The 26,995-nt window shown below is 74.9% G+C and carries 28 protein-coding genes; 18 read left to right on the top strand and 10 right to left on the bottom strand.

The annotated features are described in order from the left end of the window. The first annotated feature begins 59 nt into the window (after nucleotides 1-59). The 7 genes from HWY08_RS17785 (at nucleotide 60) to HWY08_RS17815 (ending at nucleotide 7,114) form a co-directional block, all read left to right on the top strand. The gene (locus HWY08_RS17785; RefSeq protein ID WP_176067710.1) at nucleotides 60-344 is read left to right on the top strand and encodes a hypothetical protein; all 285 of its coding nucleotides are present in this window, start codon (nucleotides 60-62) and stop codon (nucleotides 342-344) included. Nucleotides 345-560: 216 nt separating this feature from the next. Further along, nucleotides 561-1,484 (top strand): HDOD domain-containing protein, encoded by a 924-nt coding sequence (locus HWY08_RS17790; RefSeq protein WP_176067712.1) that lies wholly within the window; start codon nucleotides 561-563, stop codon nucleotides 1,482-1,484. A gap of 51 nt (nucleotides 1,485-1,535) precedes the next feature. Continuing rightward, nucleotides 1,536-2,948, top strand: coding sequence for an HDOD domain-containing protein (locus HWY08_RS17795; protein ID WP_176067714.1), 1,413 nt, complete (start codon nucleotides 1,536-1,538; stop codon nucleotides 2,946-2,948). Beyond that, nucleotides 2,945-4,366 carry an ATP-binding protein gene (locus tag HWY08_RS17800; protein WP_176067716.1) on the top strand — a complete coding sequence of 474 codons (1,422 nt, stop codon included), beginning with the start codon at nucleotides 2,945-2,947 and terminating at the stop codon, nucleotides 4,364-4,366. The genes HWY08_RS17795 and HWY08_RS17800 overlap by 4 nt, the downstream gene beginning before the upstream one ends. A gap of 74 nt (nucleotides 4,367-4,440) precedes the next feature. Then, nucleotides 4,441-5,517 (top strand): cytochrome-c peroxidase, encoded by a 1,077-nt coding sequence (locus HWY08_RS17805; protein ID WP_176067719.1) that lies wholly within the window; start codon nucleotides 4,441-4,443, stop codon nucleotides 5,515-5,517. A gap of 39 nt (nucleotides 5,518-5,556) precedes the next feature. Continuing rightward, complete coding sequence (locus tag HWY08_RS17810; protein ID WP_176067721.1) at nucleotides 5,557-6,378, top strand: 3'-5' exonuclease; 822 nt, start codon at nucleotides 5,557-5,559, stop codon at nucleotides 6,376-6,378. A 112-nt stretch (nucleotides 6,379-6,490) separates the two neighbouring features. Continuing rightward, nucleotides 6,491-7,114 (top strand): PAS domain-containing protein, encoded by a 624-nt coding sequence (locus HWY08_RS17815; RefSeq protein WP_176067723.1) that lies wholly within the window; start codon nucleotides 6,491-6,493, stop codon nucleotides 7,112-7,114. A 4-nt stretch (nucleotides 7,115-7,118) separates the two neighbouring features. Here HWY08_RS17815 and HWY08_RS22060 read toward each other — a convergent pair whose 3' ends face one another. Genes HWY08_RS22060 through HWY08_RS17825 form a run of 3 tightly spaced genes read right to left on the bottom strand, consistent with a single transcriptional unit; the run spans nucleotide 7,119 to nucleotide 10,427 of the window. After that, nucleotides 7,119-7,247 (bottom strand): hypothetical protein, encoded by a 129-nt coding sequence (locus HWY08_RS22060; protein ID WP_255499705.1) that lies wholly within the window; start codon nucleotides 7,245-7,247, stop codon nucleotides 7,119-7,121. A gap of 60 nt (nucleotides 7,248-7,307) precedes the next feature. Further along, on the bottom strand, nucleotides 7,308-8,411 hold the full coding sequence (locus tag HWY08_RS17820; protein ID WP_176067725.1) for a DNA topoisomerase IV subunit A: 1,104 nt from the start codon (nucleotides 8,409-8,411) through the stop codon (nucleotides 7,308-7,310). A 3-nt stretch (nucleotides 8,412-8,414) separates the two neighbouring features. Continuing rightward, nucleotides 8,415-10,427, bottom strand: a complete 2,013-nt coding sequence (locus HWY08_RS17825; protein WP_176067727.1) for a DNA topoisomerase VI subunit B — start codon at nucleotides 10,425-10,427, stop codon at nucleotides 8,415-8,417. Nucleotides 10,428-10,556: 129 nt separating this feature from the next. Here HWY08_RS17825 and HWY08_RS17830 point away from each other — a divergent pair, with 129 nt between their 5' ends. Then, nucleotides 10,557-11,486, top strand: coding sequence for a zinc metalloprotease HtpX (locus tag HWY08_RS17830; protein ID WP_176067729.1), 930 nt, complete (start codon nucleotides 10,557-10,559; stop codon nucleotides 11,484-11,486). A 34-nt stretch (nucleotides 11,487-11,520) separates the two neighbouring features. Here the strand turns inward: HWY08_RS17830 and HWY08_RS17835 are convergent, their stop codons facing one another. Continuing rightward, nucleotides 11,521-11,940: a hypothetical protein gene (locus HWY08_RS17835; RefSeq protein ID WP_176067731.1), complete on the bottom strand. Its 420-nt coding sequence runs from the start codon at nucleotides 11,938-11,940 to the stop codon at nucleotides 11,521-11,523. 159 nt (nucleotides 11,941-12,099) lie between these two features. On the opposite strand from HWY08_RS17835, the gene HWY08_RS17840 reads away from it, so the two are divergent. The 3 genes from HWY08_RS17840 to HWY08_RS17850 are packed head-to-tail and all read left to right on the top strand — an operon-like array spanning nucleotide 12,100 to nucleotide 13,379. Then, nucleotides 12,100-12,636: a 3-hydroxyacyl-CoA dehydrogenase NAD-binding domain-containing protein gene (locus HWY08_RS17840; RefSeq protein ID WP_176067733.1), complete on the top strand. Its 537-nt coding sequence runs from the start codon at nucleotides 12,100-12,102 to the stop codon at nucleotides 12,634-12,636. Nucleotides 12,637-12,663: 27 nt separating this feature from the next. Then, on the top strand, nucleotides 12,664-13,149 hold the full coding sequence (locus HWY08_RS17845) for a peroxiredoxin (RefSeq protein ID WP_235969702.1): 486 nt from the start codon (nucleotides 12,664-12,666) through the stop codon (nucleotides 13,147-13,149). Continuing rightward, nucleotides 13,125-13,379, top strand: coding sequence for a hypothetical protein (locus tag HWY08_RS17850; protein WP_176067571.1), 255 nt, complete (start codon nucleotides 13,125-13,127; stop codon nucleotides 13,377-13,379). Before HWY08_RS17845 ends, HWY08_RS17850 begins: the two co-directional genes overlap by 25 nt. A 363-nt stretch (nucleotides 13,380-13,742) precedes the next feature. On the opposite strand, the gene ygfZ is transcribed toward HWY08_RS17850, so the two are convergent. The 3 genes from ygfZ to HWY08_RS17865 are packed head-to-tail and all read right to left on the bottom strand — an operon-like array spanning nucleotide 13,743 to nucleotide 16,696. Further along, nucleotides 13,743-14,696: a CAF17-like 4Fe-4S cluster assembly/insertion protein YgfZ gene (gene ygfZ, locus HWY08_RS17855; RefSeq protein ID WP_176067738.1), complete on the bottom strand. Its 954-nt coding sequence runs from the start codon at nucleotides 14,694-14,696 to the stop codon at nucleotides 13,743-13,745. Beyond that, entirely contained in the window at nucleotides 14,693-15,739 is a 1,047-nt protein-coding gene (queG, locus tag HWY08_RS17860) for a tRNA epoxyqueuosine(34) reductase QueG (protein WP_176067740.1), read from the bottom strand. The genes ygfZ and queG overlap by 4 nt, the downstream gene beginning before the upstream one ends. Continuing rightward, the gene (locus tag HWY08_RS17865; protein ID WP_176067742.1) at nucleotides 15,740-16,696 is read right to left on the bottom strand and encodes a hypothetical protein; all 957 of its coding nucleotides are present in this window, start codon (nucleotides 16,694-16,696) and stop codon (nucleotides 15,740-15,742) included. It abuts the gene before it with no gap. Nucleotides 16,697-16,781: 85 nt separating this feature from the next. Between HWY08_RS17865 and HWY08_RS17870 the strand changes: the two genes are divergently transcribed. The 7 genes from HWY08_RS17870 to HWY08_RS17900 all read left to right on the top strand — a co-directional run bounded on the left by HWY08_RS17870 (nucleotide 16,782) and on the right by HWY08_RS17900 (nucleotide 24,036). Continuing rightward, nucleotides 16,782-17,627 (top strand): DNA-methyltransferase, encoded by an 846-nt coding sequence (locus HWY08_RS17870; protein WP_176067744.1) that lies wholly within the window; start codon nucleotides 16,782-16,784, stop codon nucleotides 17,625-17,627. A gap of 88 nt (nucleotides 17,628-17,715) precedes the next feature. Further along, nucleotides 17,716-18,582, top strand: a complete 867-nt coding sequence (locus tag HWY08_RS17875; protein ID WP_235969694.1) for a CDP-alcohol phosphatidyltransferase family protein — start codon at nucleotides 17,716-17,718, stop codon at nucleotides 18,580-18,582. A 60-nt stretch (nucleotides 18,583-18,642) separates the two neighbouring features. After that, a complete protein-coding gene (gene moeB, locus HWY08_RS17880) occupies nucleotides 18,643-19,827 on the top strand; it encodes a molybdopterin-synthase adenylyltransferase MoeB (protein WP_176067746.1) in 1,185 nt (394 codons plus the stop codon). Between the two features lie 10 nt (nucleotides 19,828-19,837). Continuing rightward, nucleotides 19,838-20,974 carry a CarD family transcriptional regulator gene (locus tag HWY08_RS17885; RefSeq protein ID WP_176067748.1) on the top strand — a complete coding sequence of 379 codons (1,137 nt, stop codon included), beginning with the start codon at nucleotides 19,838-19,840 and terminating at the stop codon, nucleotides 20,972-20,974. Further along, nucleotides 20,971-21,516, top strand: a complete 546-nt coding sequence (locus tag HWY08_RS17890; protein WP_176067750.1) for an archaemetzincin — start codon at nucleotides 20,971-20,973, stop codon at nucleotides 21,514-21,516. Before HWY08_RS17885 ends, HWY08_RS17890 begins: the two co-directional genes overlap by 4 nt. Nucleotides 21,517-21,520: 4 nt before the next feature. Then, complete coding sequence (locus HWY08_RS17895) at nucleotides 21,521-22,444, top strand: hypothetical protein (RefSeq protein WP_176067752.1); 924 nt, start codon at nucleotides 21,521-21,523, stop codon at nucleotides 22,442-22,444. Then, on the top strand, nucleotides 22,441-24,036 hold the full coding sequence (locus HWY08_RS17900) for a glycosyltransferase family protein (protein ID WP_176067754.1): 1,596 nt from the start codon (nucleotides 22,441-22,443) through the stop codon (nucleotides 24,034-24,036). The genes HWY08_RS17895 and HWY08_RS17900 overlap by 4 nt, the downstream gene beginning before the upstream one ends. A gap of 16 nt (nucleotides 24,037-24,052) precedes the next feature. Here HWY08_RS17900 and HWY08_RS17905 read toward each other — a convergent pair whose 3' ends face one another. Genes HWY08_RS17905 through dctP form a run of 3 tightly spaced genes read right to left on the bottom strand, consistent with a single transcriptional unit; the run spans nucleotide 24,053 to nucleotide 26,978 of the window. Then, the gene (locus tag HWY08_RS17905; RefSeq protein ID WP_176067756.1) at nucleotides 24,053-25,384 is read right to left on the bottom strand and encodes a TRAP transporter large permease; all 1,332 of its coding nucleotides are present in this window, start codon (nucleotides 25,382-25,384) and stop codon (nucleotides 24,053-24,055) included. Continuing rightward, nucleotides 25,381-25,950, bottom strand: coding sequence for a TRAP transporter small permease (locus HWY08_RS17910; protein WP_209005178.1), 570 nt, complete (start codon nucleotides 25,948-25,950; stop codon nucleotides 25,381-25,383). Before HWY08_RS17910 ends, HWY08_RS17905 begins: the two co-directional genes overlap by 4 nt. Further along, nucleotides 25,947-26,978: a TRAP transporter substrate-binding protein DctP gene (gene dctP, locus HWY08_RS17915; protein ID WP_176067758.1), complete on the bottom strand. Its 1,032-nt coding sequence runs from the start codon at nucleotides 26,976-26,978 to the stop codon at nucleotides 25,947-25,949. The genes HWY08_RS17910 and dctP overlap by 4 nt, the downstream gene beginning before the upstream one ends. Nucleotides 26,979-26,995: the final 17 nt, after the last annotated feature.

The raw sequence follows: 26,995 nt of genomic DNA on the forward strand, positions 1-26,995 counted from the left end.
GATCGCGCGTGCTTACCTTTTCGGCGACCGGGCGCGCTGCGCGCCCTGGAGGGGGACGCATGACACGGCTCACGAAGGCGCTGGCGGTGGGGTTCGCGCTGGCGCTCGCCGCGCCGGCCGCCGCGGCGACGGACGAGGACGCGAAGGACACCGCCATCGAGAAGAAGAGCGACGCGAAGCGCAGCCTGCGCCACGCGAAGGCGCGCGCCACGGGGGAGTCCTCGGGCGAGGAGCGCGCCGCCAACGCGGAGGACGCCGCCAAGGGGGCCGCCGCCAAGACGAGGAAGGGCGCGCGCAAGGCGGGACGCAAGGTGAAGGCCGAGGTCCACGACGCGACGAAGTGACCCCCCCGCCCGTCCCCGCCCGTGACCTCGCCCCGGGTGAAAGCCCACCCCGGGGCGGCTCCGCGCCAGTCCGCGGGCCGGCCCCGATATCGAGCGGGAGCGGCGTAGACCCGCGACCGAACGCGCACCGTCCCGGCGCCGCGCGGCGCCCGTCGCCCGCGCGGCGCGGTCTGCGCGTTGCACGGCTCCAGCTCGTCACCGGAGGGCGGGGCTCACATGGACGCAGCGTTGCAGACACGCATCCTCGCATGTCCGACGCTGCCGAGCATCCCGGCGGTCGCGCTCGAGGTCGTGCGCACCTGCCAGGAGGACGAGGTCGATCTGCGCCGGCTGGTCGGGGTCCTGGAGAAGGACCCCGCGCTGACGGCCAAGATCCTGCGCCTGGCGAACTCCGCCTCGCTGGCGGCGCGCAGCCAGGTCACCACCCTCTCCCGCGCGCTCACGCTGCTCGGCACGAACTCCGTCCTCACCCTCGCCCTGAGCTTCACGCTGGTCTCGTCGCGCCGGCGCGGGGTCAGCGACGGCTTCGACCACGACCGCCACTGGCGCCGCGCGCTCATGGCCGCCGCCAGCGCCCGCGCCCTCGCCGCCGGGCGGGACGTGGACCGCGAGGAGCTGTTCCTGTGCGCGCTCCTGCAGGACCTCGGCATGCTGGCGCTGGCCGAGGCCGTGCCCGAGGACTACGGCCTCATCGTCGCCGCGAGCGAGGGCGACCACGCGCGCCTGGTCGAGCTCGAGCGCGAGGCGCTCGGCACCGACCACGCGGAGGTCACGGCGTTCCTGGCGGCGCGCTGGGACCTGCCCGAGCTGGTCGTCGAGACCGGCCGCGGCTCGCACGACCCCGCCCTGGCCCGCGCCGGGCGCCCCGAGGTGGTCGACGCGGTCGGCTGCGTGCACCTCTCCGGGCTGATGGCGGACGTCTTCGACGGCGCGGAGCCGGCCCGCGCCCACGCCGCGGGCGCGCGGCTGCTCGGCCTCTCGCCGGACGCCCTCCACGCGGCGCTCGCCTCCGCCGGCGAGGCGCTCCCCGAGGTCACCTCCGTCTTCGAGGTCTCGCTCACCGATGCGGCCCAGGTCGAGGACGTGCTCCGGCGCGCGCAGCAGGCGCTGCTGCGCGTCCGCGCGCTGGCGGAGGCCTGACCGCATGCCGCACGGCATCCACGCAGGGTGGGTCTCGCAGGAGGCCACGCCATGAGCACCGCCGCCGCCGCCGAGCCGGACGAGCTGGAGCGCCGCATCCTCTCCTGCCCCCGCCTCCCCTCGCTGCCCGCCGTCGCGCTGGAGGTGCTGCGCCTGTGCCACGAGGAGGAGATCGACCTGTGGCGGATCACCGACGCGCTCTCGAGCGACCCGGCGCTGGCGGCCCGCGTGCTGCGCGCGGCCAACGCGGCGACGCTGGCGGTGCGCGGCAAGGTCGGGACGCTCACGCGGGCGGTGCCCATCCTCGGCTCGGACGCGGTCGTCGCCATCGCGCTCTCCTTCTCGCTGGTGCGCGGCCGGCGTCGCGACGACCGCGGCCTCGACCGGAGCGCCCTCTGGCGCCGCGCGGTGTTCGCGGCGCTGGCGAGCCGTACCCTGGCGGAGGGCAGCGCGGGCGCCGCCGATCCGGAGGAGGCGTTCCTGGCGGCGCTGCTGCAGGACCTCGGCATGCTGGCGCTGGCCGAGGTGTTCCCGGCCGAGTACGGCGCGGTCTGCGCGCGGGCGGCGGGCGACCACGAGGCGCAGGCGCGGCTCGAGCGCGACGCCTTCGGGACGGACCACGCCGCGGTCGGCGCGCTGCTCGCCGGCGCCTGGCGCCTGCCGGACGCGCTGCGGCGCGCGGTCGCCGGGAGCCACGCCGGTCCGCCGCCGGGCGCGGCGCCGGCCGAGGAGGGCCTGCTCCGCTGCGTCGCGCTCTCCGGCCACCTCGCCGACGTGTGGGTCGCGCCCGGCGAGGCCGCGCTGCGCCCCGCGCTCGAGGCCGCCCGCGCGCGGCTCGGCTTCGCCGAGGTGGACCTCGAGGCGGTGCTCGGCCGGATGGCGCTGCTCATCCCGGAGACGGCCAGCGACTTCGACATCGACCTCCTCGAGCCGGCCCGGGTCGAGGCCGTGCTGGCCGAGGCGCGCCGGCTGCCGGCCGCGCTCGGCCTCGCCCCCGCCGCCCGCGAGGCGGCCGCCCGGGTCGAGCGCGGCGCGGCGCTCGACGGCGCGCTGCGGCTCGCCTTCGACTTCGCGCGCGGGCACGGGGAGTGGCTGGCGCTGGTCGAGGTGTCGCCGGACGCGCCGCTCCCGGCCGAGCGCGCCACCGCGCTGGTGGGCCTGCTCCGGCGGTGCGTGCGCTCCACCGACCTGGTGGGGTCCATCGAGGGCGACCGGGTGCTCCTGCTCCTGCCGCAGACCGACCTCGCCGCCGCCACCCTGGTGGCGGGGCGGCTCCTCGCGCGCATCTCGGCCGGCGGGCCCCAGCTCTCGCTCAGCGCGGGCGTCGCCGCGGCCGCGCCGGATGGCCGGAGCACGCTCGCCGAGCTCCGCGCCGCGGCGGCGGCCGGCGCCGCCACCGCGCACGGGCGCGGGGGCGGGCAGGTGGCCGCGGCGGACCCGGCGGGCGCGGAGGCGAAGCGGTGAGGCGCTCCGCGGCGCTGAGGTTCTGCGGCGCGCTCGCGCTGGCGGCGCTCACCGGCGCCGCGGCGGCGCGCGGCCGCGGCTGGGAGCTGGCGGTGGCCGCGGCGCTCCTCGCCGCCTACGTCGCCACGATGGGGCGCGCCATCGGCGGCGCCCTGCGGGCCGAGTCGGCGCTGCGCGACGAGCTGCGCTCGACGGTGGCGGCCCGCACCGAGGAGCTGGAGCGGCGCGGCGCCGAGCTGGCGCGCTCGGTGCGGCAGCTCGAGGTGGCCCGCACGCACCTCGGGGTCACGGACCGGCTGGCCGCGGTAGGCCGCCTCGCCGGCGGCGTGGCGCACGAGGTGAACAACCCGCTCGCCATCGCGCTCACCAACATCGGCTGGGTGCGCGAGCACCTCGCCGCCGCGCTCGCCGGCGGCGGCGACGGCTCCGCCGCGCCCGCGCCGGAGGAGCTCGTCACCGCGCTGCAGGAGGCGGAGGAGGCGAGCCAGCGCGTCGCGCGCACCGTCCGCGACCTGCAGGACTTCGCCCAGGAGCGAACGGGCGGCCCGGCCGCGGCCGACCTCGTCCTGGTGCTCCAGCACGTCGAGCGGCTGGTCGCGCCCGAGGTGCGCGCCCGCGGCCGGCTCTCGGTCGAGCTGCCGCGCGAGCCGCTGTGGGTGCCGGCGGCGCCGTCGCGGCTGGGGCAGCTCTTCGCCCACCTGCTCCTCCACGCGGCGCGCGCCATCCCCCCCGGCGAGCGCGGCGAGGTGCGGCTCACCGCGCGGCGGCAGGGCGAGACGGCGGTGGTGGAGGTGCAGGACGACGGCCCGTCGCTCGATCCCGAGGCGCTCGCCCACGTCTTCGACCCGTTCTACGACGCGTGGAGCGGCGGCGAGTCGAGCGGCCTCGGCCTGGCGGTCTGCCACGGGCTCACCGGCGCGCTCGGGGGCGAGATCACCGCCGAGCGCGGCGCCCGCGGCGGCACCGCCTACCGGGTGCGGCTGCCGGTGCTCGCGAACCAGGCCCGGCTGGCGATCCGGCCGCCCGACCCGAGCCGCCCGCGCGTGCTCGTGGTGGACGACGAGCCGCTCGTGTGCGCCTCGCTCTACCGGCTCCTGTCGCGGCGCTTCGACGTGGTCCCGCAGACGAGCCCGCGGCAGGCGCTGTCCTTGCTGCGCGCCGGCGAGCGGTTCGACGCCGTGCTGTGCGACCTCATGATGCCCGAGCTGAGCGGCCCGGCGTTCCACCAGGAGCTGGCGCGGGCGCGGCCGGAGCTGGCGCAGCGGGTGGTGTTCCTCACCGGCGGCGCGTTCACCGAGGGCACGCTGGCGTTCCTCGAGGCGACCGACCTGCCGCGCCTGCAGAAGCCGTGCGACGCCGCCGAGCTGGTCCGGGTGCTCTCCTCCCGCTGCCCGGGGCCGACCGCGCGCGCCTCCTGACTCAGCCTGCCCGCGTCCCGCGTCCCGCGCGGGCGCGGGCGCCGCGCCGGCTCCGGATCTAGGATGGCGCCGAAGTGACCCGCTCGCTCCCCCTCGCCCTCGCCGCCGCGCTCGCGACCGCCGCCTGCCGCACCGCGCCCGCGCCGGCCGCGCCGGCAGCGTGGGAGCTCGAGAGCCCGCTCCAGCCGCTCGCGCCCCCGCCGCCGGGCGTCCCGTTCGACCTGGCGCGCGCCCGCGGCGTGCGGGTGACGCCGGAGAAGGTGCGCCTCGGCCGCTGGCTCTTCTTCGACCCCCGCCTCTCGCGCGGGGGTACCGTCGCGTGCGCCACCTGCCACGACCCGCGCCACGCCTTCTCGGAGCTGCGCCCGCACTCCACCGGCGTCGAGGGCCGGCAGGGCACGCGCAAGGCGCCGCCGCTCGTCAACGTCGCGTTCCCGCTGTACGAGGCCTGGTTCTGGGACGGCCGGGCCGCCTCGCTGGCCGAGCAGGCGAAGGGCCCGCTCGTGAACCCGGTCGAGATGGACAACACGCTCGAGGCGGTCGTGGCCACGGTGGCGGCCGTGCCCGGCTACCGCCGCGCCTTCCGCGAGGCGTACGGGGACGGGCGGCTCGACATCGACCGGATCGCCGACGCGCTCGCCGCCTACCAGGCGACGCGGCGGTCCGGCGGCTCCGCCTACGATCGCTACCAGGCCGGCGACGACGGGGCGCTCTCCGAGGAGGCGCGGCGGGGCATGGAGGTCTTCTTCGGGCGGGGGCGGTGCAACGCCTGCCACGCCGGGCCGAACCTCACCGACGGCAAGTTCCACAACGTCGGGATCGGCTTCGACCCCGGCCCGGACGCGGTGCGGCTCGGGTTCCAGGACGCCGGACGCTACGCCGTGACGGGCGACCCGCGCGACGTCGGCGCCTTCAAGACCCCCACCCTGCGCGAGGTGGCGCGTCACCCGCCGTACATGCACGACGGCTCCTCGCCCGACCTGCGCGACGCGGTGCTCCGGTACTTCGAGATCGCGGACAACCCCTGGCTCGATCCGGCCATGCGCGAGGTGAGGATCTTCCCCTTCGACGTGCGCCCGCTGGTGGCGTTCCTGGAGGCGCTCGACGGGACCGGCTTCGAGGACGAGCCGCCCCGCAGCTTCCCGCGCTGACCGGATGGGGTGTCAGGGGGCTCTGGCACGCTGTCTCCCGTGAGACGCTACGTCGCGCTCGATCTCGAGACGGTGCCGGACGAGGAGCTCGTCTCCGCGGTGGACGGCGAGCCGTCCCGGCCCTACGCCGACAAGCTGGGCCGGCTCCTCGCCGCCCGCAAGGCGCAGAGCGGCGGCCGCAGCGACTTCCTGCCCCTGCCCTACCACCGGCCGGTGGTGGCCTGCGCCATCGAGGGGGTCGAGCGCGACGGCGCCCTCCTCGTGGCGGACGTGAGCTGCTGGACCGACCGGCGCGAGCCGGAGGAGCGGTTCCTGGCGCGCGCGTTCGCCGGCCTTCAAGGCCGGACGCTCGTCACCTTCCACGGCCGCGGCTTCGACCTGCCGGTGCTGGAGCTGCGCGCGCTCAAGCTCGGGCTGTCCTTCCCGGCCTGGTTCTCGGCCGGCCGGCAGGCCGGGAGCGAAGCCCACCAGGACCTCTTCGACCTGCTCACCGCGGGCGGCAGCACGCCCGCCGCTCCGCTCGACCTCTACGCCAAGCTGGTCGGGCTCCCCGGCAAGGAGAGCGTGGCCGGCAAGGACGTCTCGCTCCTGTACGCCCAGGGCGCGCTCGACCGCATCGCCGGGTACTGCATGACCGACGTCGTGCAGACCTGGCTGCTCTTCCTCCGGTACCGGCTGCTCGAGGGGTCGCTCACGCCGTCCGGCTACACGCTCAGCGTCGCCTCCTGCCGCGAGGACCTGCCGGCCCTCTTCGCGGCCCGGCTCGACCCGGCCGCCCGCGCCTACCTGTCGGGCTTCCTCGACCGGTGTGCGCGCTTCTTCGACGACCTGCCCGCGCTCCAGCTGCGGCAGGCGCTCTGACCGGCGGCGGGCGTGGAGCCCGCGGCGGTGCCCCGGGGTCGGCCCAACCCTACGAAGAACTCCGTGCTGGCGCGGGGTTGGGGCTGGCACCCGGTTCGCAATACGGCGCTGCGTGCGCCCCGCCGCCCACCACACCGCGCTCGCCGCCGCCATCCGGTCCCTCGCCTCGGAGAAGAGCCCGGGGTGCCTGCTCGACGCGCAGGGCACCTTCCTCTTCGTCAACGAGGCCTGGGAGCGCCACGCCGCCGAGAACGGCGGCGGGCCGGGCTGCTTCGGCGAGGCGCTCATCGGCACGCGCTGGCTCGATCACATCCACGGCGACGAGGTGCGCCAGCGCTACGCGGCGCTGCTCCAGCGGGCGCTCGACGCGAGCGTCCCGCGCCCGAGGACGGTGACGCAGGTGAGCGAGTGCAACACCCCCTCCATCGCCGCGCTGCTCTCGACCCGGCTCGACGCCGTGCTCGAGGGCGGGGAGGCGGTCGGGGTGCGGGTGGTGCACGCGCTGGTGCGGGAGCGCCCGATCGGCGAGGTCTACGAGGTGGTTTACCGGCCCCTCGCGGCCTACCGCGACGCGGAGGGCCGGCTCACCCAGTGCTCCTGCTGCCGGCGCCTGCGCGACCCCGGGGCGCCCGAGCAGTGGGACCTCGTGCTCGAGGGGCTGGCCCGGCCGGCGCCGGCCGCCCAGGCGCTCTGCGGCTACTGCGCGGAGCTGCATGTGGGCGGCGGCGCCGCGTGACCCGCTAGGCGGACTTCTTCGCGCGGCGCTTGCGCTTCACGCTCAGCGTGCGCTTGCGGGTGGCCTGCGCGCGCTTCGTCTTCGAGCGGTTCGAGACCTTGCGCTTGCTGCGATTCCCCTTCGGCGTCGGCATGTTCGTCAGCTCCTCGGTGTGGTGAGCGGGCGAGTCTAGCCGCCGCCCGCGATGGGTCAACTACTCGAGCCAGTCCTTCTCCTTCAGCTTCCGCGGCAGGTACTCCTCCGTGATGAAGCTGATCCCGCGCCGGGAGAGCGCCTCGAGCTCGAACTTCACGCCCGCGCGCACCATCTCCTGGATCTCCCGCTGCCACTGCTTGGCCTGGAACCAGGGGTACCCCAGCATCTGCTTCGCCCGCGCCTCGTCGCCCTCGTCCATCTTGATGGCGACGTTCGAGGGCAGCTGGTACGCCTCCTTGTCGAACGAGCTGAGGCCGATGAAGCGCGCGTCGGGCACCGCCATCCGCATCGACTCGTACGCCAGGTTGATCGAGCCCTGCTTCATCACCGAGTAGATGTAGAAGCCCCAGGGATCGTTGTCGACGAGCACGTAGACCGGCAGCTTCAGCTCGCTGTGCAGCCGCTGCACCAGGCGCCGGACGCCGCGCGGCGGCTGCCCCCCGCCCTGCAGGATGATGCACCGCTCGCGCTTCCAGAACTTGTCCTCGTTGAAGCGCGTCCAGACCGCGTCCTTCTCGATGAGCAGGATGTACTTCGCCTCGTGGCGGACGAACTGGATGACGTTCTCCTCCACGATCGAGGGCACCGCCCAGCCCCCCGAGCCCATCCGGCGCAGGTCGATGGTGTCGCCCGAGTCGCGGATGGTGATGGGCCCCACCATCGAGCCCTTGCGCGAGGCGAACAGGTGCAGCTCCTCGCGGAGCGCGTCCACCGCCACCTCGAGGTCCTCGATGATGGGATCCGACTCGTCCTGCTCCTCGAAGGTGTTCTGCTTGGTCTCGCCGATGGTGTGCTTGGTGATGTAGTAGAGGTCGCGGATGCTGGTGGTCTTGCCGGCGTCGATGAGCTCCTTGCAGGCGTCCGAGACGAGGAACGTCTGCATGAACTTCTTCGCCATGGCGACGTTGAAGAAGTAGCGCCGCTGCTTCTGGTTCCCGAGCTCCACCAGCCGCCGCTTCTCGTTGAACTTCACGTTGGCGAGCGAGCGGATGGGGATCTCGACGAAGGGGTTCTGCCCGCCCTTCACCGAGCGCATGACCGTCTCGGCCAGCTTCTCGATCTTGTGCGCCGTCTGCTTCGAAACCGCGTCGAGCCTGGCCATCGCTTACTCCGCCTCCTCGCGCCCGCCGCGCCGCGGCTTCTTGGTGAGCTTCTTGCTCTGCGCCTCCAGGGCCGCGTCCTGCTCCTCGAGGTCGGCCTCGGTCACCTGGTTCGCCACCCGCAGGAAGTCCCGCTTGATGGCGTCGCGCGACTTGCCGCTGATCTTGTGGAGCGCCGCCGCCACCTCCTCGATGTAGAGCTCGAAGATGCTCCGGCGCTGCGCCTGGTAGTCGGCGTGCTTCTGCTTGCGGATGTGGGTGGCGAGCTTGCGGCCGCACTCCTGCGCCGCGAGCTGGATCTCCCGGATGATCTCGGGGTAGTGCGCCACCGCCTCCTTCGACTCGCTGGTGAAGGGCACCCACACGCTGGCGATGTGGACGAGGAGCGCCATGGGCCCCACCGGCAGGGAGGCCTTCGGCTGGGAGAGGAGGTAGTTCCGCCAGTCGGTCTTGACGATGGCCTCGGTCACGCCGCAGGCGCCGCGCTGGAAGAGCAGCGGCACCCGGTTCGCGAACCGGAACAGCTCGATGGTCTTGTCGGCCGGCCAGGAGCCGCCGTAGGCGAGCCCGACCTCCACCTGGAAGGGGTTGCCGCGGTACACCTTGGGGGGACGGGTGACGGTGGCGATGAAGTAGTTGTGCCCCTTGATCTTCTCGACCCCCTCCTCGGGCGGCGCGTCGGGGACGACCGGCGCCTCGGCCTTGGCCGCCTTCTCCTTCTTCGAGGCCTTCTTCTTCCCGGCCTGGTCGAGGTCGAGCTGGGTCTCCTCCTCCGGCCCCTCCGTCTCGATCACGTTGAGGAAGCTGACGAGCCCCCGCCGCATGAGCGCGTCGCCGATGGGCGACAGGCAGTTCGTGGGCGGCGCCATGATCTTGGTGGCGCCGATGGCCTTGTGCAGCTTCTCCGCGAGCGCCCGGTCCTCGGCCAGGTCGCGCGGCCGCACCCGCCCCTTGAAGGCGCACCGCTTCAGGATCTCGTCCGCGACCGGCGGCGACACGCGCGAGAAGGCGGCCTGCAGGAAGCCCTTCACGTCGTGGCTCTTCGACTCGGCCGCCATGAGCATGAGCGCGCCGAGCTCCACGCCGTGCGGGTGCGGCTTGATCTCGAGCGCCTCCTTGGGCAGCTCCTCGGTGGCGCGGGGGAAGGCGAGCGGCTCCTGCTTCGGGCGCAGGTAGCGCACGGTGGCGTGCGGGTTCGCGAGCGCGGTGTGCTCGACGTAGCGGTTCACGAACCGCTGCCCCTGCTGCCAGTTGGCGACGATCTCGAGCTCGACCCGCGTGCCGTGCTCCTGGGTCCACTCCGCGAGCTCCCGCTCGTCGGTGACCACCGGGTTGTTCTTCCGGGTGTCGATCTGGATCTCGAAGAACTGGGCCGGCTTGCCGCGGGCGGTGCGGGTGGTGACGCGGATGGGCGCGCCGGTGGTGAGCTGCGCGTACATGGCGGCGGCGCTGATGCCGATGCCCTGCTGCCCGCGCGACTGCTTCAGCCGGTGGAACTTGGAGCCGTAGAGGAGCTTCCCGAAGATCTTGGGCGCCTGCGCCTTGACGATGCCGGGGCCGTTGTCCTCGATGGCCACCACGAAGCGCCCCTCGCCCTTGGTGAGGTCGCCGTCCTTCGACGCCTCCCAGGCGAGGTCGCGCACCTCGACGGTGATCTCGGGGAGGATGCCCGCCTCCTCGCAGGCGTCGAGCGAGTTGTCGACCGCCTCCTTGATGGTGGTGAGCAGCGCCTTCGACGGGTTGTCGAAGCCGAGCAGGTGCCGGTTCTTGGTGAAGAACTCGGAGATCGAGATCTCGCGCTGCTTCTGCGCCATCTGCTCGGCGGTGGCGCGCCGCTTCGGCGCCCGCGCCTCGCGCGGCCGCTCCCCCGCGTCGTCGGGCACCGGCACCACCACGGCCGCCGCCGGCGCCGCCGGGGGCGCCGCCACCTTGGCCGGAGCGCGCCGGGGCTTCGCCGTCTGCTCCGTCCGCACCAGCTCGAGCTGCGCTGCGCCCTTCCCCTTCACCTTCGCCGCCATCCCAGATCTCCTGGCGATATCGCCGCCTTGGCTTTAGCACGGCCCGCCGCCGCCGGGTAGAAAGCGGGCGGCCGGGGGGTCGGCGGAGACACCGTTTGACGAGGGGCCGGCGCTGGCTATGTTGCGCGCATGGCCTGGTCCGAATCGACACCCGTGCGCGGTCTCCCCAAGCCTTCCGCTGGCGTGGGGCGCAACTACCTCAAGACCGCCATGCTGATGGCGTTCCTCATCGCGGTGCTCGCCATCGGCGGCCAGGCGTGGGGCGGCTCCGGCGGCATGCTGCTCTTCGGCTCCATCGGCCTCGCCATCAACTTCTTCTCCTACTGGTTCTCGGATCGCCTGGCGCTCATGGCGCACCGGGCGCAGCCGGTCACGCGCGAGCAGCTCCCGCAGCTCTACGAGATCGTCGAGCGGCTGACGCAGAAGGCCGGCCTGCCCATGCCGAAGCTCTACGTCATCCCGTCGGAGACGCCCAACGCCTTCGCCACCGGCCGCAACCCCTCCCACGCCGCGGTCGCCGTCACCGAGGGCATCATGCGGATCCTCGACTGGCGCGAGCTCGAGGGCGTGCTGGCCCACGAGCTGTCGCACGTGAAGAACCGCGACATCCTCATCTCCACCATCGCCGCGGCGGTGGCCGGCCTCATCAGCTCGCTCGGCCACATGATCCAGTGGGGCGCCATGTTCGGCGGCCTGTCGCGCCGCGACGACGAGGGGCGCGGCGGCGGCCTCGAGATGCTGGCCTGGGCCATCCTCGCGCCCATCATGGCGATGATCATCCAGCTCGCCGTCTCGCGCTCGCGCGAGTACGGCGCCGACGCCTCGGGCGCCGCCCTCATCGGCGACCCCGACCCCCTCGCCGACGCGCTGCTCAAGCTCGAGCGCGGCAACGAGGCCATCCCCTACCAGTACGGCGGGCCGGCCACGGCGCACCTCTTCATCGTCCAGCCCTTCAGCGGGGCCGGCGGCGCCATCATGAACCTGCTCTCGACGCACCCGCCGCTCGAGGAGCGGGTGCGCCGGCTGCGCGAGATGAAGCGCGGCGTGCGGTACGCCTGACGAACCGCCGGGCTCGGCCCGGCGGAATGGGTCCCTAGAGGCTGCAGCTCGTCCCGGAGCCGATGGTCACGGTGCCGCTGTAGGTGTTGTCCGCGATGAGCCGCAGCGGCACGGACCCGGTGGTGCCCGCGGGGATGGTGAGCGAGCAGGTCGCGTGCGGCGAGGTGACGTCGCAGCCGGCGGCGATGTTGCACCCCGCCTGCTCCTGGCACTGCTGCACGGTCGGCGCGATCTCGACCTCGTTGTTCACGAACTCCGCCTGGCAGCTCGGCGAGGTGTCGGTGCACTTCCCGCAGAGCGCCACGCTGACGGTCACCGTCTGCCCGGCGGCGAGGTTGCAGCTCGGCGAGCCGGTGTTCTGCGGCGTCGCGGCGGTGGAGGTGCACGCGGTCCCCCCGCACGCGGCGAGGAGGGCGACGGGGGCGAGCGCGAGGACGAGCAGGAGCCGCTTCATGGTCATCTCCAGGGTGGGTGAGCGGACCGACGCGCGGGCCGGCCCGGAATTCACGCCTCCATCTTGCCCCAGCCGCCGCCGGGCGCCAGCGGCTCGTGCCCGGGCCCTCCCGGGCGGGGCACCTTGTCAGGGTGAGGCGGGTGCGATTGGATCCCGGCCGTGAGGGAGGTGACGCTCATCGCGGTGGCCGGCGCCGGCGAGGACGGCTGCCAGCTCGCGCGCGAGGCCGCGCTGGCGGGGGTCACGGTGCGGCTCTACCACCCGGACTCCGCCGCCCTCGAGGGCGCGCAGGCGCGCATCCGCCGCGAGGTGGAGGCCGCGCTCGCCTCCGGCGCCATCGGCCCCGCCGACAAGCAGCGGGCGCTGGACGGGATCCTCGCCACCTCCGATCTCGACGAGGCGGCGACGCACGCCGACCTCGCCGTCGAGACCGACGCCGAGAGCGAGGAGGCGCGCCGGGCGATCGTCCTCCGGCTGGGCGAGGCGTGCCGGGCGAGCACCCTCGTCGCCACCTGCGGCGGGCAGCCCGACGCGCTCATGGACTGGCTGCCGCAGCCAGGGCGGCTGGTGGGGCTGCGCCTCCGGCCGGCCGCGGTGGTGCCGGGCGTCGAGACCACGCCCGAGGTGCGCGAGCTCGCCGAGCGCTTCGCCCGGCGGCTCGCCGGGCCGGTGGCGCCGCCGCCCGGGCCGCGCTAGGAGTGGCCGACGGAGGTCTCGATGACCATGTCGCTCCTCGCCCTGCTGCTCGGCTCGGCCCCGCTGAAGGTGGGCGACCACGCCCCCGCCTTCACCCTGAGCGACACGACCGGCCGCCAGGTGACGCTCTCGCGCGAGCTCGCCCGCGGCCCGGTGGTGCTGTTCTTCTTCCCCAAGGCGTTCACCCCTGGTTGAACGAAGCAGGCCACAGCGTACCGGGACCGGTATGCCGACGTCGCGAAGAAGGGGGCGCAGGTGTTCGGGATCTCCACCGACGACCTCGAGACGCTGAAGAAGTTCAAGGAGAAGGTGGGCGCGCCCTACGCGCTCCTCTCCGACCCGGGCGGCCAGGTGGCGAGCCAGTACGTGGGGCTCATGCCGGTGGTGAAGCTGGCGAACCGCGCCAACGTGGTGGTGGGCGCCGACGGCGTCGTGAAGGAGCTCGTGACCGGGTCGGACGCCATCGATCCCTCCACGGCCATCGCCGCTTGCCCGGCGGGGGGTGGCAGCTGATCCGGCTCCCCGCCCGCCTGCGCGCCGCGCTGGAGCGGCACCTCTTCGGCCTCACCGCCGACGAGATCCGCTACACGTTCGAGGACGTGCGCCAGGAGCTGCGCGCGACCCGGGCCGAGCTGCGCGACGAGCTGGCGGCGATCCGGCGCGACCTCGACCGGCTCGCGGGGAAGGCCGACCCGATCTCCGCCGCGAGGAGCGAGGGGGACGAGACGGTCGGGACTTCGTGACCGATCGAGGCGATCGGGTGGGGAGCAGGTCCAGCGGCACCGCGACCGCGACCTCGACCGCGACCTCGACGTGCGGAAGACGACGCCCGCCAGCGGGCGGCGGGGTGGCCCTCCGAAGGAGCGGAGGCCGACCTGCGTGAGACTCCCGCCCGCCGTACGGCCGCCAGCAACGCCGGTGCCGCGCCGGCGCGCGGACCTCGTGCGCCGTGTCGGCGCGGCACGATGCGTTGCCCGGCCTCCGCGCGTTTCTGAACCGGCCGCCGTACCTACCCGGCAGGTCGTCCGGAGCGACGCCGGAGGGCCACCCCGCCGCCCGCTCGGAACCGCGGCCAGGGTACGAGGTCCTCGCGCCGGCGCAGCCGCTCAGCGACCCGCCATCCGCAGCCCCGGGGCTCTCCCTCCCGCCGGCTCCCGCTCCGCGACGAGCACTCGCCGCACGACCGCCTCACCGCCCTCGGTCTCGAGGCGCTCGCCCTCGTTCCAGTGGGCGCGCCGGAGGTAGCCGAGCCCCACCCGCCCCTCGGGCGTCTCGACCGCGCTCGTCACGGCGCCCACCTCCTGGCCGCCCGCCCGGAGCGCGGCGCCCGGGCCCGCGCCGGCCGGGAGCGCGAGCTGGACCAGCCCGCGCTGGATCTGCCCGCGGAAGGTGCCGCGGAGCACGATCTCCTGCCCCAGGTAGCACCCCTTGTCGAAGGCGACCGCGCTCGCGGTGAGGGCCGCCTCCATCACCAGCCGCGCCGGGTCGATGTCGGCGCCCTGGCGCGGGACGCCGCCCAGCACGCGCAGCACCTCGAGGTCCTCCGCCCCGAGCGGTGTCGCTCCGGCGGCGACCAGCGCCTCGCGCAGCCCCTCCGCCTCGGCGGCCGGCAGCGCCACGTCGAGCGCCGGCGCGCCCCGGCGCGGGTGCTCGAAGGCGGCCACCTGGGGCGCGCGCGCCCGCGCCAGCGCGACGCCCTCCGGCCCCAGCGCCGGCACCACCCGCAGGGCCGCCGAGAGGTCCTCGAGCTTCACGTCGTCGCGGAGCACGTAGCGGGCGAGGTGGGCGCGGAGCGGCTCCGCCACCTCGGGCTCGACCTCGAGCAGGAGGTCGCCCGGGCGCACCGCCAGCAGCGCGTCGCCGATGACGTGCGCCTTCCCGTCCAGGAACGCGAGGTGCGCCACCGCCCCGGGCTGGAGCGCCTTCACGCTCTGGGTGGAGAGGCGGTGCACGAACTCGAGCCGCTGGCGGCCGGTGAGCCGGAGGAGGCCGCGGGCGAGCGCGGGCCCCACGGCGGCGCCGCTCCGGGCGGCGGCGAGGCGATCGGCGAGGGAGCTCATGCCCCGGTCTTAGCGCCGGCCGCCGCTCGTTTCAGCCGCACCGCCGACCAGCGCGCCGCTTCGCGCACCCCCTCGTGCGCGCTCGCCAGGTGCGCCTCCACCGCGGGGAGCCGCCGCGCGTCGCCGGCGTGGCCCGCCGCCAGCACCGCGTTCCGCACCAGCCCCTCGTAGCGAGCGCGGGCGAGCGCGGTGCCGTAGAAGCGGCGCTGGTACTCCTCGAAGGTGAGCGCCAGGAGCGCGTCGAGGTCGAGGCCGCGCTGCCCGTCGCGGGCGCGCAGCTCCGGGTCGCAGCGCGCCTCGGCGCCGCGGTTCCAGGGGCAGACCGTCTGGCAGTCGTCGCAGCCGAAGGCCCACGGCCCGAGCCGGGCGGCCACCTCCTCCGGGATGGGGCCGCGCCGCTCGATGGTCTGGAACGAGAGGCACAGGCGCGCGTCCACGAACCCCGGCGCCGCGATGGCGCCGGTGGGGCAGGCCGGGAGGCACGCCGCGCACGAGCCGCAGCGCTCCGGGTGCGGCGCGTCGGGCTCGAGCGCGCGGTCGAGGAGGACGGTCGCGAGCAGCACCCAGCTCCCGAAGCGCGGCGTGATGAGGCAGCCGTTCTTGCCCACCCACCCGAGCCCCGCCCGCTCGGCCCACGCCTTCTCCATCACCGGCGCGAGGTCGGAGCTCTGGTAGGTGCGCACCTCGGGGTCGCGCGCGCGGAGCCGCGCCACGAGGTCCTTGAGCTTCCGCTTCATGACGCCGTGGTAGTCGCGCCCGCGGGCGTAGCGCGCCACGCGCCCCTCGGCCGGCTCCGGGGCGCCGTCCGGCTCGAGGTAGGAGAGCGCCAGCGCCACGACGCTCTTCACCCCGGGCAACAGCCGCGCCGGGTCGAGCCGCTCCGCGCGCTGGGTGCGGAGCCAGACCATGTCGGCCTCGGCGCCACAGGCGAGCATCCGGTCGAGCGCGGCCGGATCGAGCGGCCCGGCGGGCGCGACGCCGGCCTGGTGGAAGCCGGCCGCGAGGGCCGCTTCCTTCACGAAGGCGGAGTCGAGCGGAGCCACTCAGGCCGCGGTGACCGCCTTGCCCTTGCCGGCCGGCGTCCGGCGGGGCGCGGGCGGCACCACCTGGCGCACCAGCGCCCCGACGATCCACCCGGCCAGCGAGCCGGCCAGCCCGCCCAGCACCACGCCGCCGACCGACGGGCCGACGGCGGCCGCCGGGGTGGCGTTGTAGGTGACGAGCAGCGCGAAGGCGAGCGCCATCCCCGCCGCCACCGACAGGTTGTTGCGCTGGCCGAGCCGCGCGTCGGCGGCGCAGGCGAGCAGGAGCGCCAGGCCCGCCAGGATCCACGGGCCGCCCGCGAACGGGATGGGCTCGCGGAAGACTGCCACCGCCAGCCGGCTGCCGAGCTGGCCCTGCAGCCGCTCCAGCTCGAGGGCGCTGGCGCCTGCGGGGAGGTCCGCCGGGTAGTAGTCGGCGGTGTGGTCGTGCGCGACGCGGGCGCGCGTGCCGCGGCCCACGCGCGCGTAGCCGTAGGTCCGCTCCAGCTTGCCTTCCACCGGCTCCTTGGTGCCGCCGAGGGTGAACGTCACCGAAGGCTCGCCGCGCTCGGGCAGCTTGCCCGAGACGAGGAGCCGGACCGCGCCCGCGGCCGCGGGCGGCACAGCGATCTTGTCGCCCACCTGGCCCACGTCGCCGGCGAAGAGCGGCTCGCCCGGGCGGACCGTGCGGAGCGCCGGCAGGAGCGTCGCGACCAGCGTGGCGATCGCGGCCGCGGCGGCGAGGCCGCGCGCCAGGGGCTCGCGGCGGGCGTCGAGCGCGGGCCGGACCAGGAAGACCGCCGCCAGCGCCGCCACCACCAGCACCACCAGGGTGGCGGTCGCCTCCTCGCCGGCGAAGCCGGCCAGGTAGAGCCCGCCCACGGCGGCGACCGCCGCCAGCGCGGCCACCGGGAGGATCCAGCTGGAGAGCGCCTCGTCGAGCCAGAGGGAGAAGGTGCTGGGTGCGCGGTCGGCCATGGAGGGTCCTCGAGAGAGCTCGGCACCATAACCCAGCTCGTCCGAATTTTTGACGCGGATCCGATATCGACGCATACCGATCGTCATGGCCCGACGCCTCGATCTGCACGACTGGGACGACCTCCCCGGCACCGCCGAGCGCGGGCCCGCCTGGACCCTCGTCCAGGGCGACTGCCTGGAGGCGCTGGAGCGCCTGCCCCCCGGCTCGGTGGACCTGGTGTTCGCCGATCCCCCGTACCACCTGTCGAACGGCGGCAGCACCTGCAAGAGCGGCCGCCGCGCCAGCGTGGACAAGGGCGCGTGGGACCGCTCGGGCGGCGTGAGCGAGGACCACGCGTTCCAGGCGCGGTGGCTCGGGGCGTGCCGCCGCGTGCTGAAGCCGTCCGGCACGATCTGGGTCTCCGGCACGCAGCACGTCATCTTCTCGGTCGGCTACGCCATGCAGGAGCTCGGCTTCCACCTGCTCAACACCGTCACCTGGTACAAGCCGAACGCCTCGCCCAACCTGGCCTGCCGCTTCTTCACCCACTCCACCGAGATCCTGCTCTGGGCGAGCCCGCAGCGGCTCCGCCCGCTCGCGCACCGCTTCAACTACCGCGAGATGAAGGCGCAGAACGGCGGCAAGCAGATGCGCGACCTGTGGGCCATCGCCGAGCGCCCGGAGCCGGGCGGCGAGCAGGTGATCTGGTCGCTCCCGACGCCCGCACCCCGCGAGAAGGTGCACGGCCGCCACCCGACGCAGAAGCCGCTCGGTCTCCTCGACCGCGTCATCGCGGCCAGCGCGCGCCCCGGCGACCTGGTGCTGGACCCGTTCTGCGGCTCCGGCACCACCGGTGTGGCGGCGGTGCGGGCCGGCTGCCGCTTCCTCGGGCTCGAGCGTGACCCCGAGTACGTGGACCTCGCCGCGCGGCGCCTCCGCTCCCCCGACTAGGGGTGCGCGCCCCGGCGCGCCCCAAGGGGAACGCCCGCCCGCCCGCCTGGACGTATCGCGGGAGAGCAGCGGTGGCTAGTTTGCATGCGTGACAGCCCACGCGCTGCGGACGGTCGAGGCCTTGCTCCCGCTGGGCGGGGTCGTCCTCTTCCTCCTCGCCACCATGGCGGCCTTCGCCGGCCGCTGCGCCACGGTCGGCCGCCCGCGGACGCCGTACATCGAGGCGCGGAGCGCGGCGCCGATCTGGAAGTGGTGGATGGAGTGGTGGGTCTGGCTGTGGGGGCCGGTCGAGCGCGCCTGCCTCAAGCTCGGCGTCACCCCCAACGCCATCACCCTCGCCAGCACCGTGCTCACGGGCGGCGCGGCGGCGCTGCTCGCGCTCGGACACCTCTCCGTCGGCGGCTGGCTCTACCTCTTCGCGGCCAGCCTCGACCTCGTGGACGGCCGGGTGGCGCGCGCGCAGGGCAGCGCGTCGAAGGCGGGCGCCTTCCTCGACTCGACGCTCGACCGCGTCGCCGAGCTGCTGGTGTTCGGGGGGCTCTCGATCTACTTCCGCGAGGGACCCGGCCTGTACGCGGCGCTCACCGCGGCAGGCTCCTCGGTGATGGTCTCGTACGCCCGCGCGCGCGGCGAGGCGCTCGGGGCGGGCGCCGAGGTCAAGGTGGGCGGGATGCAGCGCGCGGAGCGCGTGGTGCTGACCGGCCTCCCCTGCGCGCTCTCGCCCCTCTTCGACGCGGCGTTCGGCCCGCCGGGGGGCGAGGTGGTGGTGGGGAGCGCGCTCGCCCTGCTGGGCCTCGTCACCGCGGTCACCGCCGCCCGCCGCGGCCACGCCATCTGGCGCGCGCTGCGCGGCCTCGAGCCGCAGGCGGCGCGCCCGGCCGGGAACGTGCGGTGGCTCGAGAACGTGCGCTGGCTGGAGACGGCGCGGCGGCGGCAGCAGCGGCTCGGGCGCTGACGGCGCGGCGGCGGGCCGGCGCACATTGATCCGGTCGCGCGCCGGCGGTAAGCCCTCTGGATGACCAGCTACCGCGATCTCCTCGCCGCCGCCCGCGCGGCCGTGCGCGAGGTCTCGCCGGAGGAGGTGCAGGGCCGCGTCGCCACGGGCGCGCCGCCCCTCCTGCTCGACGTGCGCGAGGCGGACGAGTGGAGCGGCGGGCACCTCCCCGGCGCGCGCCACCTCCCGCGCGGCCACCTCGAGGCACGGGTGGAGGCGCTCGTCCCCGACCGCGGGGCGGAGCTCGTCCTCTACTGCGCCGCCGGCCACCGCTCGGCCCTCGCGGCGCGCACGCTCGCGGAGATGGGCTACCAGCGCGTCGCTTCGATGGCCGGCGGCTACGGGCGCTGGCACGACCTGGGCTTCCCCACCGTGAAGCCGGACGTGCTCGAGGCGGAGCAGAAGGAGCGCTACCGGCGGCACCTCGTCATCCCGGAGGTGGGCGAGGAGGGGCAGGCGCGGCTCCTCGCGGCCAAGGTGCTCCTGCTCGGCGCCGGCGGCCTCGGCTCGCCCGCCGCGCTCTACCTGGCCGCGGCGGGGGTGGGCACGCTCGGGATCGTGGACTCGGACGTGGTGGAGCTCTCGAACCTGCAGCGTCAGGTGCTCCACTCGACCCGCACCCTGGGCCTGCCCAAGACCGCCTCGGCGGCCGAGGCGATCCGCGCCCTCAACCCCGGCGTGAAGGTGATCCCGTTCCAGGAGCGGCTCACCAGCCAGAACGTCCAGCGCATCCTCGACGGCTTCGACGTGGTGGTGGACGGGGGCGACAACTTCCCCACCCGCTACCTGCTGAACGACGCGTGCGTGCTCGCGGGCGTGCCCTGCGTGCACGGCTCGGTGTACCGGTTCGAGGGCCAGGTGACGACGCTCTGGCCCGGCCGCGGCCCGTGCTACCGGTGCCTCTACCCGGAGCCGCCGCCCGCCGACCTCGCCCCCTCCTGCGCCGAGGCGGGCGTGCTCGGGGTCCTGCCCGGGATCGTCGGCCTCTTGCAGGCGAACGAGGTGCTGAAGCTCCTGCTCGGCCAGGGCGCCCCGCTGGTGGGGCGGCTGCTCGCGTTCGACGGGCTCGAGACGCGCTTCCACGAGCTCAAGCTGCGCCGCGATCCGGCCTGCCCGGTCTGCCGGCCGGGCGCCCTGGTCACGCTCACGGACGAGGCGCCCGCGTGCTCCGGCGAAGTCGTTGCTGCCCCAGAACGCGCGTGGTAAGGGGGATCTCGTGAAAGGCCCACCCGCGCGGCACGAGGAGCCCAAGGAGCAGCTCCCGGCCGTCGAAGGCGTCATCACCGATGCCGGCGAGCTCGAGCCCGGCGACCGCGTCGTCTACCCGAACCAGGGCGTCTGCCGCATCACCGGGATCGAGAAGAAGGAGATCGCCGGGCAGAAGCTCGAGCTGGTCCGGATGGAGCGCGAGGAGGACGGCGCGGCCGTCCTGGTGCCGAAGGGCAAGGTCCCGACCATCGGGCTGCGCAAGGTGGCGAGCGGCGACCAGATCGAGGGCGTCTTCCACTACCTGGCCGCGCAGTACGACGACCCCGAGCTCGACTGGAAGGTGCGCCACCGCGATAACGCCGACCGGCTCATCGCGGGCGGCGTGCTGGGCGTGGCCGAGGTGGTGAAGGGGCTTCACTCCCTGTCGCGCATCCGGCCGCTCCCGGCCAAGGAGCGCGAGCAGTACGACAACGCGCGCCACCTGCTGGTGCACGAGGTGGCGGTGTCGCTGGCGGTCGAGCCCGGCCTGGCCGAGGACTACATCGACTACGCGCTCATGCCGCCGCCGGGCGTCACCTTCAAGCTGAAGCCGCCGCCGAAGCCGGTGGAGCTGCCGGCCCGCCCGCGCCGCAAGGTGGTCCGGACCGACGACGAGGACCTGGGCCTCGACGACCTCGGCCTGGGCGATCTGGGGCTCGGCGAGGGCGAGCGCCCCGCCGGCGAGGAGGCGGCGCCGGGCGCCGAGGAGGCCGCCGCGCTGCCGGGCGTCCCCTCTCCCGACGACATCCCGCTGCCCGACACCGAGAGCGACCTCGAGCCTGAGTCCGCCGAGGAGGGCGAGGTGGAGGGCGAGGAGGCGGCCGGCGGCGAGGAGCCGCTGGAGGCCGACGAGGAGCCCGCGCCCGCGCCCCGCAAGAAGGGCGCACCGGCACCCGCCAAGAAGCCCGAGCCCGTCCCGCCCAAGGCGGCGCGGAGCAAGCCCGCCGCCGCGAAGAAGCCGGCGCCGGCGCCGAAGAAGCCCGCCAAGCCGGCCAGGCCGGCCGCGGCCGCGCGCCCGAAGGCCGCGCCGAAGAAGCTCGAGAAGAAGAAGCCCGCCGCGAAGGCGCCCGCGAAGAAGCCGGCGCGAGGGGGCAAGAAGAAGTGATCCGGATCGTGACGCTCTCGCCGTTCGACCCGGGCGACATCGCCCTGCTCGCCAAGACCCTGTTCACCGCCTTCGGCCTCGGCACCGAGTACGCCGGGGAGCGGCCGCTGCCGCCCGAGGCGGAGCAGGACGACGGCCGGTACGACGCGGTGAAGCTCGTGGCCGAGGTGAACCCGGTCAAGACGTTCGCCGACGACAAGGTGCTGTTCCTCACCGACGCCGAGCTCTCCATGCGGAAGGGGCCGCTCGGCGAGCCGCCCTGCTGGTGCTTCGCGCAGTACGGGGGCGAGAAGGCGGTGGTCTCCACCTCGCGCTTCCCCGAGCGCGGCGTGAGCGAGGCCTCCATCGAGGCGTGGCGCAAGCGGCTGGCGCGCGAGTCCATCCACGCCGTCGGGCACCTGTGGGACCTGCACCACTGCTACGACGCGCGCTGCGCGATGCACCCCTCGTGGTCGCCCTCGCTGCCGGCCAGCCCCGAGGCCGAGCTCTGCTCGTTCGATCGCGACAAGAGCGAGCGGAAGGTCCGGCTGGCGAAGACGTGACCGCGTGACGGCGGCGCCGCCGGCCGGGGCCGCCCGCCCCGCCGCTCGCGCGGTGGCGGCGCTCTTCGCGGCGGGCGTGGCGGCGCTCTCGCTGTACGGGCTGGGGTTCCTGGCGGCGCTGCCGGGTCGATTGCCCTCCCCCTCCGACTGGCGCGCGCTCGAGGTACGCCTCGCGCGCGACGCACGCCCCGGCGACGCGGTGGCGCTCGCGCCGTGGTGGGCCGAGCGCGCGCGGGCGGTGGCGCCCGCGGGCCTCCCGGTGCTCGCCTTCCCCCGGCTCGAGGGCGAGGACCTGCCGGGCGTGCGGCGCGTCTGGCTGGTGTCGCTGCCGGGTGCGCCCGGCGGCGCGGGCCAGGTCGAGCAGGACCTCGCCCGGCGCGGCGTGCGCGCGGAGGCGGAGCGGCTCGGCGGCCTCGCGCTGGCGCGGTTCGACCTGGCGGCGCCGGTGCTGCCCCTGTTCCGGCTCTCGGAGCGGCTCGACGGTGCGTCCGCGTCGTTCGGCGGGCGCGCCTGCCTGCGCGAGCCCGGCGGCGGCTGGCGCTGCGCCGGCCGCGGTGGCCCGCGCGCCCGCGCCGAGGTGCGCGAGGTGGACCTGCTGCCGCGCGCCTGCCTCGTCGTGGAGCCGCCGCCGGCCGGCGGTCCGCTCACCCTCTCCTTCCCCGCCGTGCCGCTCGGGCGCACGCTCCGGATCTTCGCCGGCGCCGTGGGAGAGCCGGCGCTCGAGGGGGACCCGCCGGTCGAGGTGAAGGTCGCGCTCGACGGGCGGGAGGCCGCGGTGGCGCGGGAGCGGGGCGGCGACCCCGGCTGGCACCCCGCCGACCTCGACACCGCGGCCGAGGCCGGCCGGACCGCGGCGCTCACGGTCACCGTCCGCGCAGCGCGCGGCGGCGCGCGCCCGCTGTGCCTCGAGGCGTACGCGCTGCCATGAGGCACCTCCTCCCGCTCGCCTGGGCCGCGCTCACCTTCGCGGTGCTCGCCGCCACGGCACCGGCGCAGGGGATCGGGCGCGACGAGAGCGTGTACCTGGTGGCCGGCGAGTCCTACGCCGCGTTCTGGGGCGGGCTCCTCCGCTCGCCGCGGGCCGCGCTGGCGACGCGCGACCGCGCCTTCGCGGTGAACCACGAGCACCCCCCGCTCGCGAAGGAGCTCTACGGCGCCACCCACGCGCTCTTCACGGAGCGGCTGGGCTGGACGAGCCACCTGCAGGGCGCGCGGCTCGGCGCCTGCGCCTTCGGCGCGCTGCTCTCGGCGCTGCTCGCCTCGATCGGGCTCGAGCTCGCCGGGCTCGCGGGCGGGCTCCTCGCGCCGGCGCTCTTCTGGGCGGTGCCGCGGCACTTCTACCACGGCCACCCCGCCGCCCTGGACCTGCCCATCACGGCGCTGTGGCTGGCGGTGGTGCTCGCCTACCGCCGGAGCCTCTCGCCCGCGCCGACCCGCGCGGCGAAATTCGGCCGGGCGGCGATCGCCGGGCTCGCCTTCGGCGCCGCGGTCGCGACCAAGCACAACGCCTGGTTCCTGCCGCCGCTCCTCCTCGCGCACTGGGCGCTCTCGCGGGCGCTGGCGCGCCGCCGCGGCGAGCCGTTCGGCCCGCTGCCGCTCGCCTTCCCCGCCATGGCGATCCTGGGGCCGGCGGTGCTCCTCGCCTCCTGGCCCTGGCTCTGGCGCGACGGCTGGGCGCGGCTCGGCGCCTACCTGGCGTTCCACCTCCAGCACGAGAACTACAGCTGGCTCTACCTGGGCCGCATCCTGCGCGAGCCCCCCTTCCCCGTCGCCTACCCCTTCGTCGTGACGGCGCTCACCGTGCCGGCCGCGGTGCTGCTCGTCTACTGCGGCGGCTTCCTGCACGCGCTCGGGCGGCTGGTGGCCGAGCGGCGGACGCGCGCGGCCTCGGACGAGCTCCTCTGGCTCCTCCAGGCCGCCTTCTCCATCGCGCTCATCGCCTGGCCGACGGTGCCGATCTTCGGCGGCGTGAAGCACTGGCTGCCCTCGATGCCCTTCCTGGCGCTGCTCGGCGCGCGCGCGCTCGCCGCCGCCGGCCGCGCCCTGTGGCCCGCCCGCGCCGGCGCCGTCACCGCCGCGCTGGGCCTCGCGGCGCTCGCGCCCGGCGCGTGGGCGGTCGCCCACCTCCACCCGTACGGCACCGCCGCCTACAACGAGCTGGCGGGCGGCGCGCCCGGCGCGGCCACCCTCGGGATGCAGCGGCAGTACTGGGGCGACGCGCCGGTGGGCCTCCTCGCGGCCATCGACGCGCACGCCGCGCCGGGCGCGCGCATCTGGTGGCAGGAGACCACCGCGCTCGCCGTGCGCGCCTACCAGCGCGACGGGCGGCTCCGGGCCGACCTGCGCTGGGCGAGCGGGCCGGAGGAGGCGGACCTCTCGCTGTGGCAGTTCCACCAGGAGTTCCGGGACAAGGAGTACCGGACCTGGACCGCCTTCGGGGACGCGCGCCCGGTGGAGGTGCTCGCGCTCGACGAGGTGCCGCTCGCGACCGTCTACGCGCGCCCGGGGGCGTGGCGCTGACCCCCGGGCCGCGCCGTCAGCGGCTCGCCATGAGCGCGTCGGGGAGCGCGGTGGCGATCCCGGGGAAGACGCAGACCAGCACCACCGCCACCACCATGAGGCCGACGAACGGCACCACGCCCCACACCACCTCGCCGAGCGGGATGTCGGGCGCCACGTTCTTGATGACGAAGATGTTGAGCCCCACCGGCGGGTGGATGAGCCCCATCTCCATCACCACCGTCATGACCACCCCGAACCAGACCAGGTCGAAGCCGGCCGCCCGGAGCGGCGGCAGGATGATGGGCGCGGTCATGAGGATGATCGACACCGGCGGCAGGAAGAACCCGAGCACCACCACGAAGACCAGGATGGCGGCGAGGAGCAGCCAGCGCGAGAGGTGCATGGCCACGATCCACTCCGCGGCCGACTGGCTGATCCGCAGGTAGCTCATGACGTAGGAGTAGAGGAGCGACATGCCGATGATGAACAAGAGCATGGTCGACTCCCGGAGCGTCCCGGTCAGGATCGGCTTCACGTCGCGCGGCCGCCAGACGCGGTAGATGATGGCGATGAGCGAGAGCGCCAGGATGGCCCCCAGCCCGGCGGTCTCGGAGGGCGTGGCATACCCGCCGTAGAGCGCCACCATCACGCCGATGAGCAGGAGCACGAACGGCACGACCTTCGGCAGCATGCGCGTCTTCTCGCGCAGCGTGAGCTCGGGCTCCTCCTCCAGCGCGGGCTCCGCCAGGCGGCGGGCGGCCCGGTCGCGCTGGAAGCGGAAGGCGGTGTAGGCGGAGAAGAGCACGACCAGCAAGAGGCCCGGCCCGACCCCGGCCAGGAAGAGCCGCCCGAGCGACTGCTCCGAGGCGACCGCGAACAGGATCATGGTGATGGAGGGCGGGAGCAGGATGCCGAGGGTCCCGCCGGCGGCGATGATGCCGGTCGCCAGCCGGGGCGAGTAGCCGCGGGCGCGCATCTCCGGGATCCCGGCGCTGCCGATGGCGGAGGCGGTGGCCGGGCTCGAGCCGGCCATGGCGGCGAAGAGCGCGCAGGCGAAGACGTTGGCGATGCCGAGGCCGCCTGGGATCTTCCGCATCCAGGCGTGGATGGCCGAGTAGAGGTCCGCGCCGGCGCGCGACTTGCCGATGGCGGCGCCCTTCAGGATGAAGAGCGGGATGGAGAGCAGCGTGATGCTCGACATCTCCTCGTAGACGTTCTGGGTGACGGTGTCGAGCGCGGCGCCCGGCATGAAGAAGTACATGAACGTCACCGCCACCGCGCCGAGCGCGAAGGCGATGGGGATCCCGGAGAACATCACGACCAGGGTGGCGGCCCCGTAGAGCGCGCCGACGACCGAGACGCTCATCGGGCCACCTCCGCCCGCGCGAAGTGCTGCAGGAGCTGCACCAGGAGCTGCAGCGCCACCAGCGTCATCCCGACCGCCATGAACGAGTAGGGGATCCACAGCGGCGGCGCCCAGCTCGAGGACGAGGTCTGGCCCTCCGCGACCGCCTCGTGGAGGAGCGTCCACGACTTCCAGGAGAAGAAGGCGCAGAAGAGGAGCGAGATGAGGTCGGCCACGGCGCGGCGCCAGCGCTCCACCCGGGGCGGCAGCAGCGACGCCAGGGCGGCGATGCCGACGTGCCCGCGGTAGGACTGCACGTAGGCGCCGCAGAGGAAGGTGGCCGCCACCATCAGGAACACCGACGCCTCGTCCTGCCAGTCGGTGGGGATCTTGAAGAAGTAGCGGGTGAGGACGCTCCCGGTGAGCACGCCGGCCGCGCCGAGCAGGGCCAGCATCGAGACCCCCAGCAGCCCACGGTTGATCGCGTCGAGCGCGCGGCCCGCGAGGGCGAGCGCGCCCGTCCGCCGGAGGGCGACCGGCGCGGGGGCGGCGTGCGGCGCCAGCTCGGCGCCGGGGAGCGCGCTCACAGGGTCTTCTCCGCCAGCGCGAGGAGCTTCGCGCAGCGGTCGTTCCGCGCCGCGAAGTCCTTCCAGGCGGTGGCGCGGGCGATGTCCTGCCAGCGGCGGACGGTCGCCTCGGAGAGGTCGTGCGTCTGGGCGCCGGCCTTCTGGTAGGCCACCGCCACCTGCTGGTCGTCGGCCTTCGCCATCTCGGTGGCGAAGGTCTCCAGCTCGGCCCCGAGCTGCATCACCGTCGCCTGCACGTCCTTGGGCAGCCGCTCGAAGATCGCCCGCGACATGATGAGCGGCTCGAGCATGAACCAGTAGGCCTTGCCGCGGCCGGTGACGAGCTGCTTCGAGACCTCCTCCAGCCGGAAGGACATGAGGCTCGTCGAGGAGGTCATGGCGGCGTCGAGGGCGCCGGTCTGCATGGCGGCGTAGATCTCGTTCGAGGGCAGGGAGAGCACGGTCGCGCCGGCGGTCTTGAGGACCATGTCCATCTCGCGGCTGCCGCCGCGGACCTTCTGCGCCCTCGCGTCGTCCGGCTCGACGATGGCCTTGCTGCGGCAGGCGACGCCGCCCGCCTGCCAGATCCAGCTCACCATCAGGACGCCCTTGTCGGCGAGCAGGTCGGAGAAGTACTTGCCGACCTCCGAGCGCTTCCAGGCCATCCCCTGCTCGTACGAGGTCACCACGCCCGGCATGAGGCCGATGTTGAGCTCCGGCAGCTCGCCGCCGGCGTAGGAGATCGGCACGAGCGACAGGTCGAGGGCGCCCTTGCGGACGGCGCTGAACTGGGCGTTCGTCTTCATGAGCGAGGAGCCGGGGTAGACGGTGGCCGCGACCGCCCCGCCGGTGCGCTGCGCGAGCTCGGCGGCGAACTTCCGGCACAGGCGGTCGCGGAAGTCGCCCTCGGTGAGCGTGCCCCCCGGGAACTGGTGCGAGATCTTGAGGTCGATCTTGCCGGCCGCGCCGGCGCGCCGGGCGAAGGCCGCCGCGAGGGGGGCGCCGGCGAGGCCGAGCAGGAGCTGCCTACGCGTCATGAGAGCGTTCATGGAATCGTCTCCTCACC

This window comes from Anaeromyxobacter diazotrophicus, from assembly GCF_013340205.1.
In the GTDB taxonomy this organism is placed as follows: domain Bacteria; phylum Myxococcota; class Myxococcia; order Myxococcales; family Anaeromyxobacteraceae; genus Anaeromyxobacter_A; species Anaeromyxobacter_A diazotrophicus.

Coding starts and splice junctions, on each gene's coding strand:
- HWY08_RS17785 (WP_176067710.1), top strand. CDS start 60: ATGACACGGCTCACGAAGGCGCTGGCGGTGGGGTTCGCGCTGGCGCTC.
- HWY08_RS17790 (WP_176067712.1), top strand. CDS start 561: ATGGACGCAGCGTTGCAGACACGCATCCTCGCATGTCCGACGCTGCCG.
- HWY08_RS17795 (WP_176067714.1), top strand. CDS start 1,536: ATGAGCACCGCCGCCGCCGCCGAGCCGGACGAGCTGGAGCGCCGCATC.
- HWY08_RS22060 (WP_255499705.1), bottom strand. CDS start 7,247: ATGCCGACGCCGAAGGGGAATCGCAGCAAGCGCAAGGTCTCGAACCGC.
- HWY08_RS17820 (WP_176067725.1), bottom strand. CDS start 8,411: ATGGCCAGGCTCGACGCGGTTTCGAAGCAGACGGCGCACAAGATCGAG.
- HWY08_RS17825 (WP_176067727.1), bottom strand. CDS start 10,427: ATGGCGGCGAAGGTGAAGGGGAAGGGCGCAGCGCAGCTCGAGCTGGTG.
- HWY08_RS17830 (WP_176067729.1), top strand. CDS start 10,557: ATGGCCTGGTCCGAATCGACACCCGTGCGCGGTCTCCCCAAGCCTTCC.
- HWY08_RS17835 (WP_176067731.1), bottom strand. CDS start 11,940: ATGAAGCGGCTCCTGCTCGTCCTCGCGCTCGCCCCCGTCGCCCTCCTC.
- ygfZ (WP_176067738.1), bottom strand. CDS start 14,696: ATGAGCTCCCTCGCCGATCGCCTCGCCGCCGCCCGGAGCGGCGCCGCC.
- HWY08_RS17865 (WP_176067742.1), bottom strand. CDS start 16,696: ATGGCCGACCGCGCACCCAGCACCTTCTCCCTCTGGCTCGACGAGGCG.
- HWY08_RS17870 (WP_176067744.1), top strand. CDS start 16,782: ATGGCCCGACGCCTCGATCTGCACGACTGGGACGACCTCCCCGGCACC.
- moeB (WP_176067746.1), top strand. CDS start 18,643: ATGACCAGCTACCGCGATCTCCTCGCCGCCGCCCGCGCGGCCGTGCGC.
- HWY08_RS17900 (WP_176067754.1), top strand. CDS start 22,441: ATGAGGCACCTCCTCCCGCTCGCCTGGGCCGCGCTCACCTTCGCGGTG.
- HWY08_RS17905 (WP_176067756.1), bottom strand. CDS start 25,384: ATGAGCGTCTCGGTCGTCGGCGCGCTCTACGGGGCCGCCACCCTGGTC.
- dctP (WP_176067758.1), bottom strand. CDS start 26,978: ATGAACGCTCTCATGACGCGTAGGCAGCTCCTGCTCGGCCTCGCCGGC.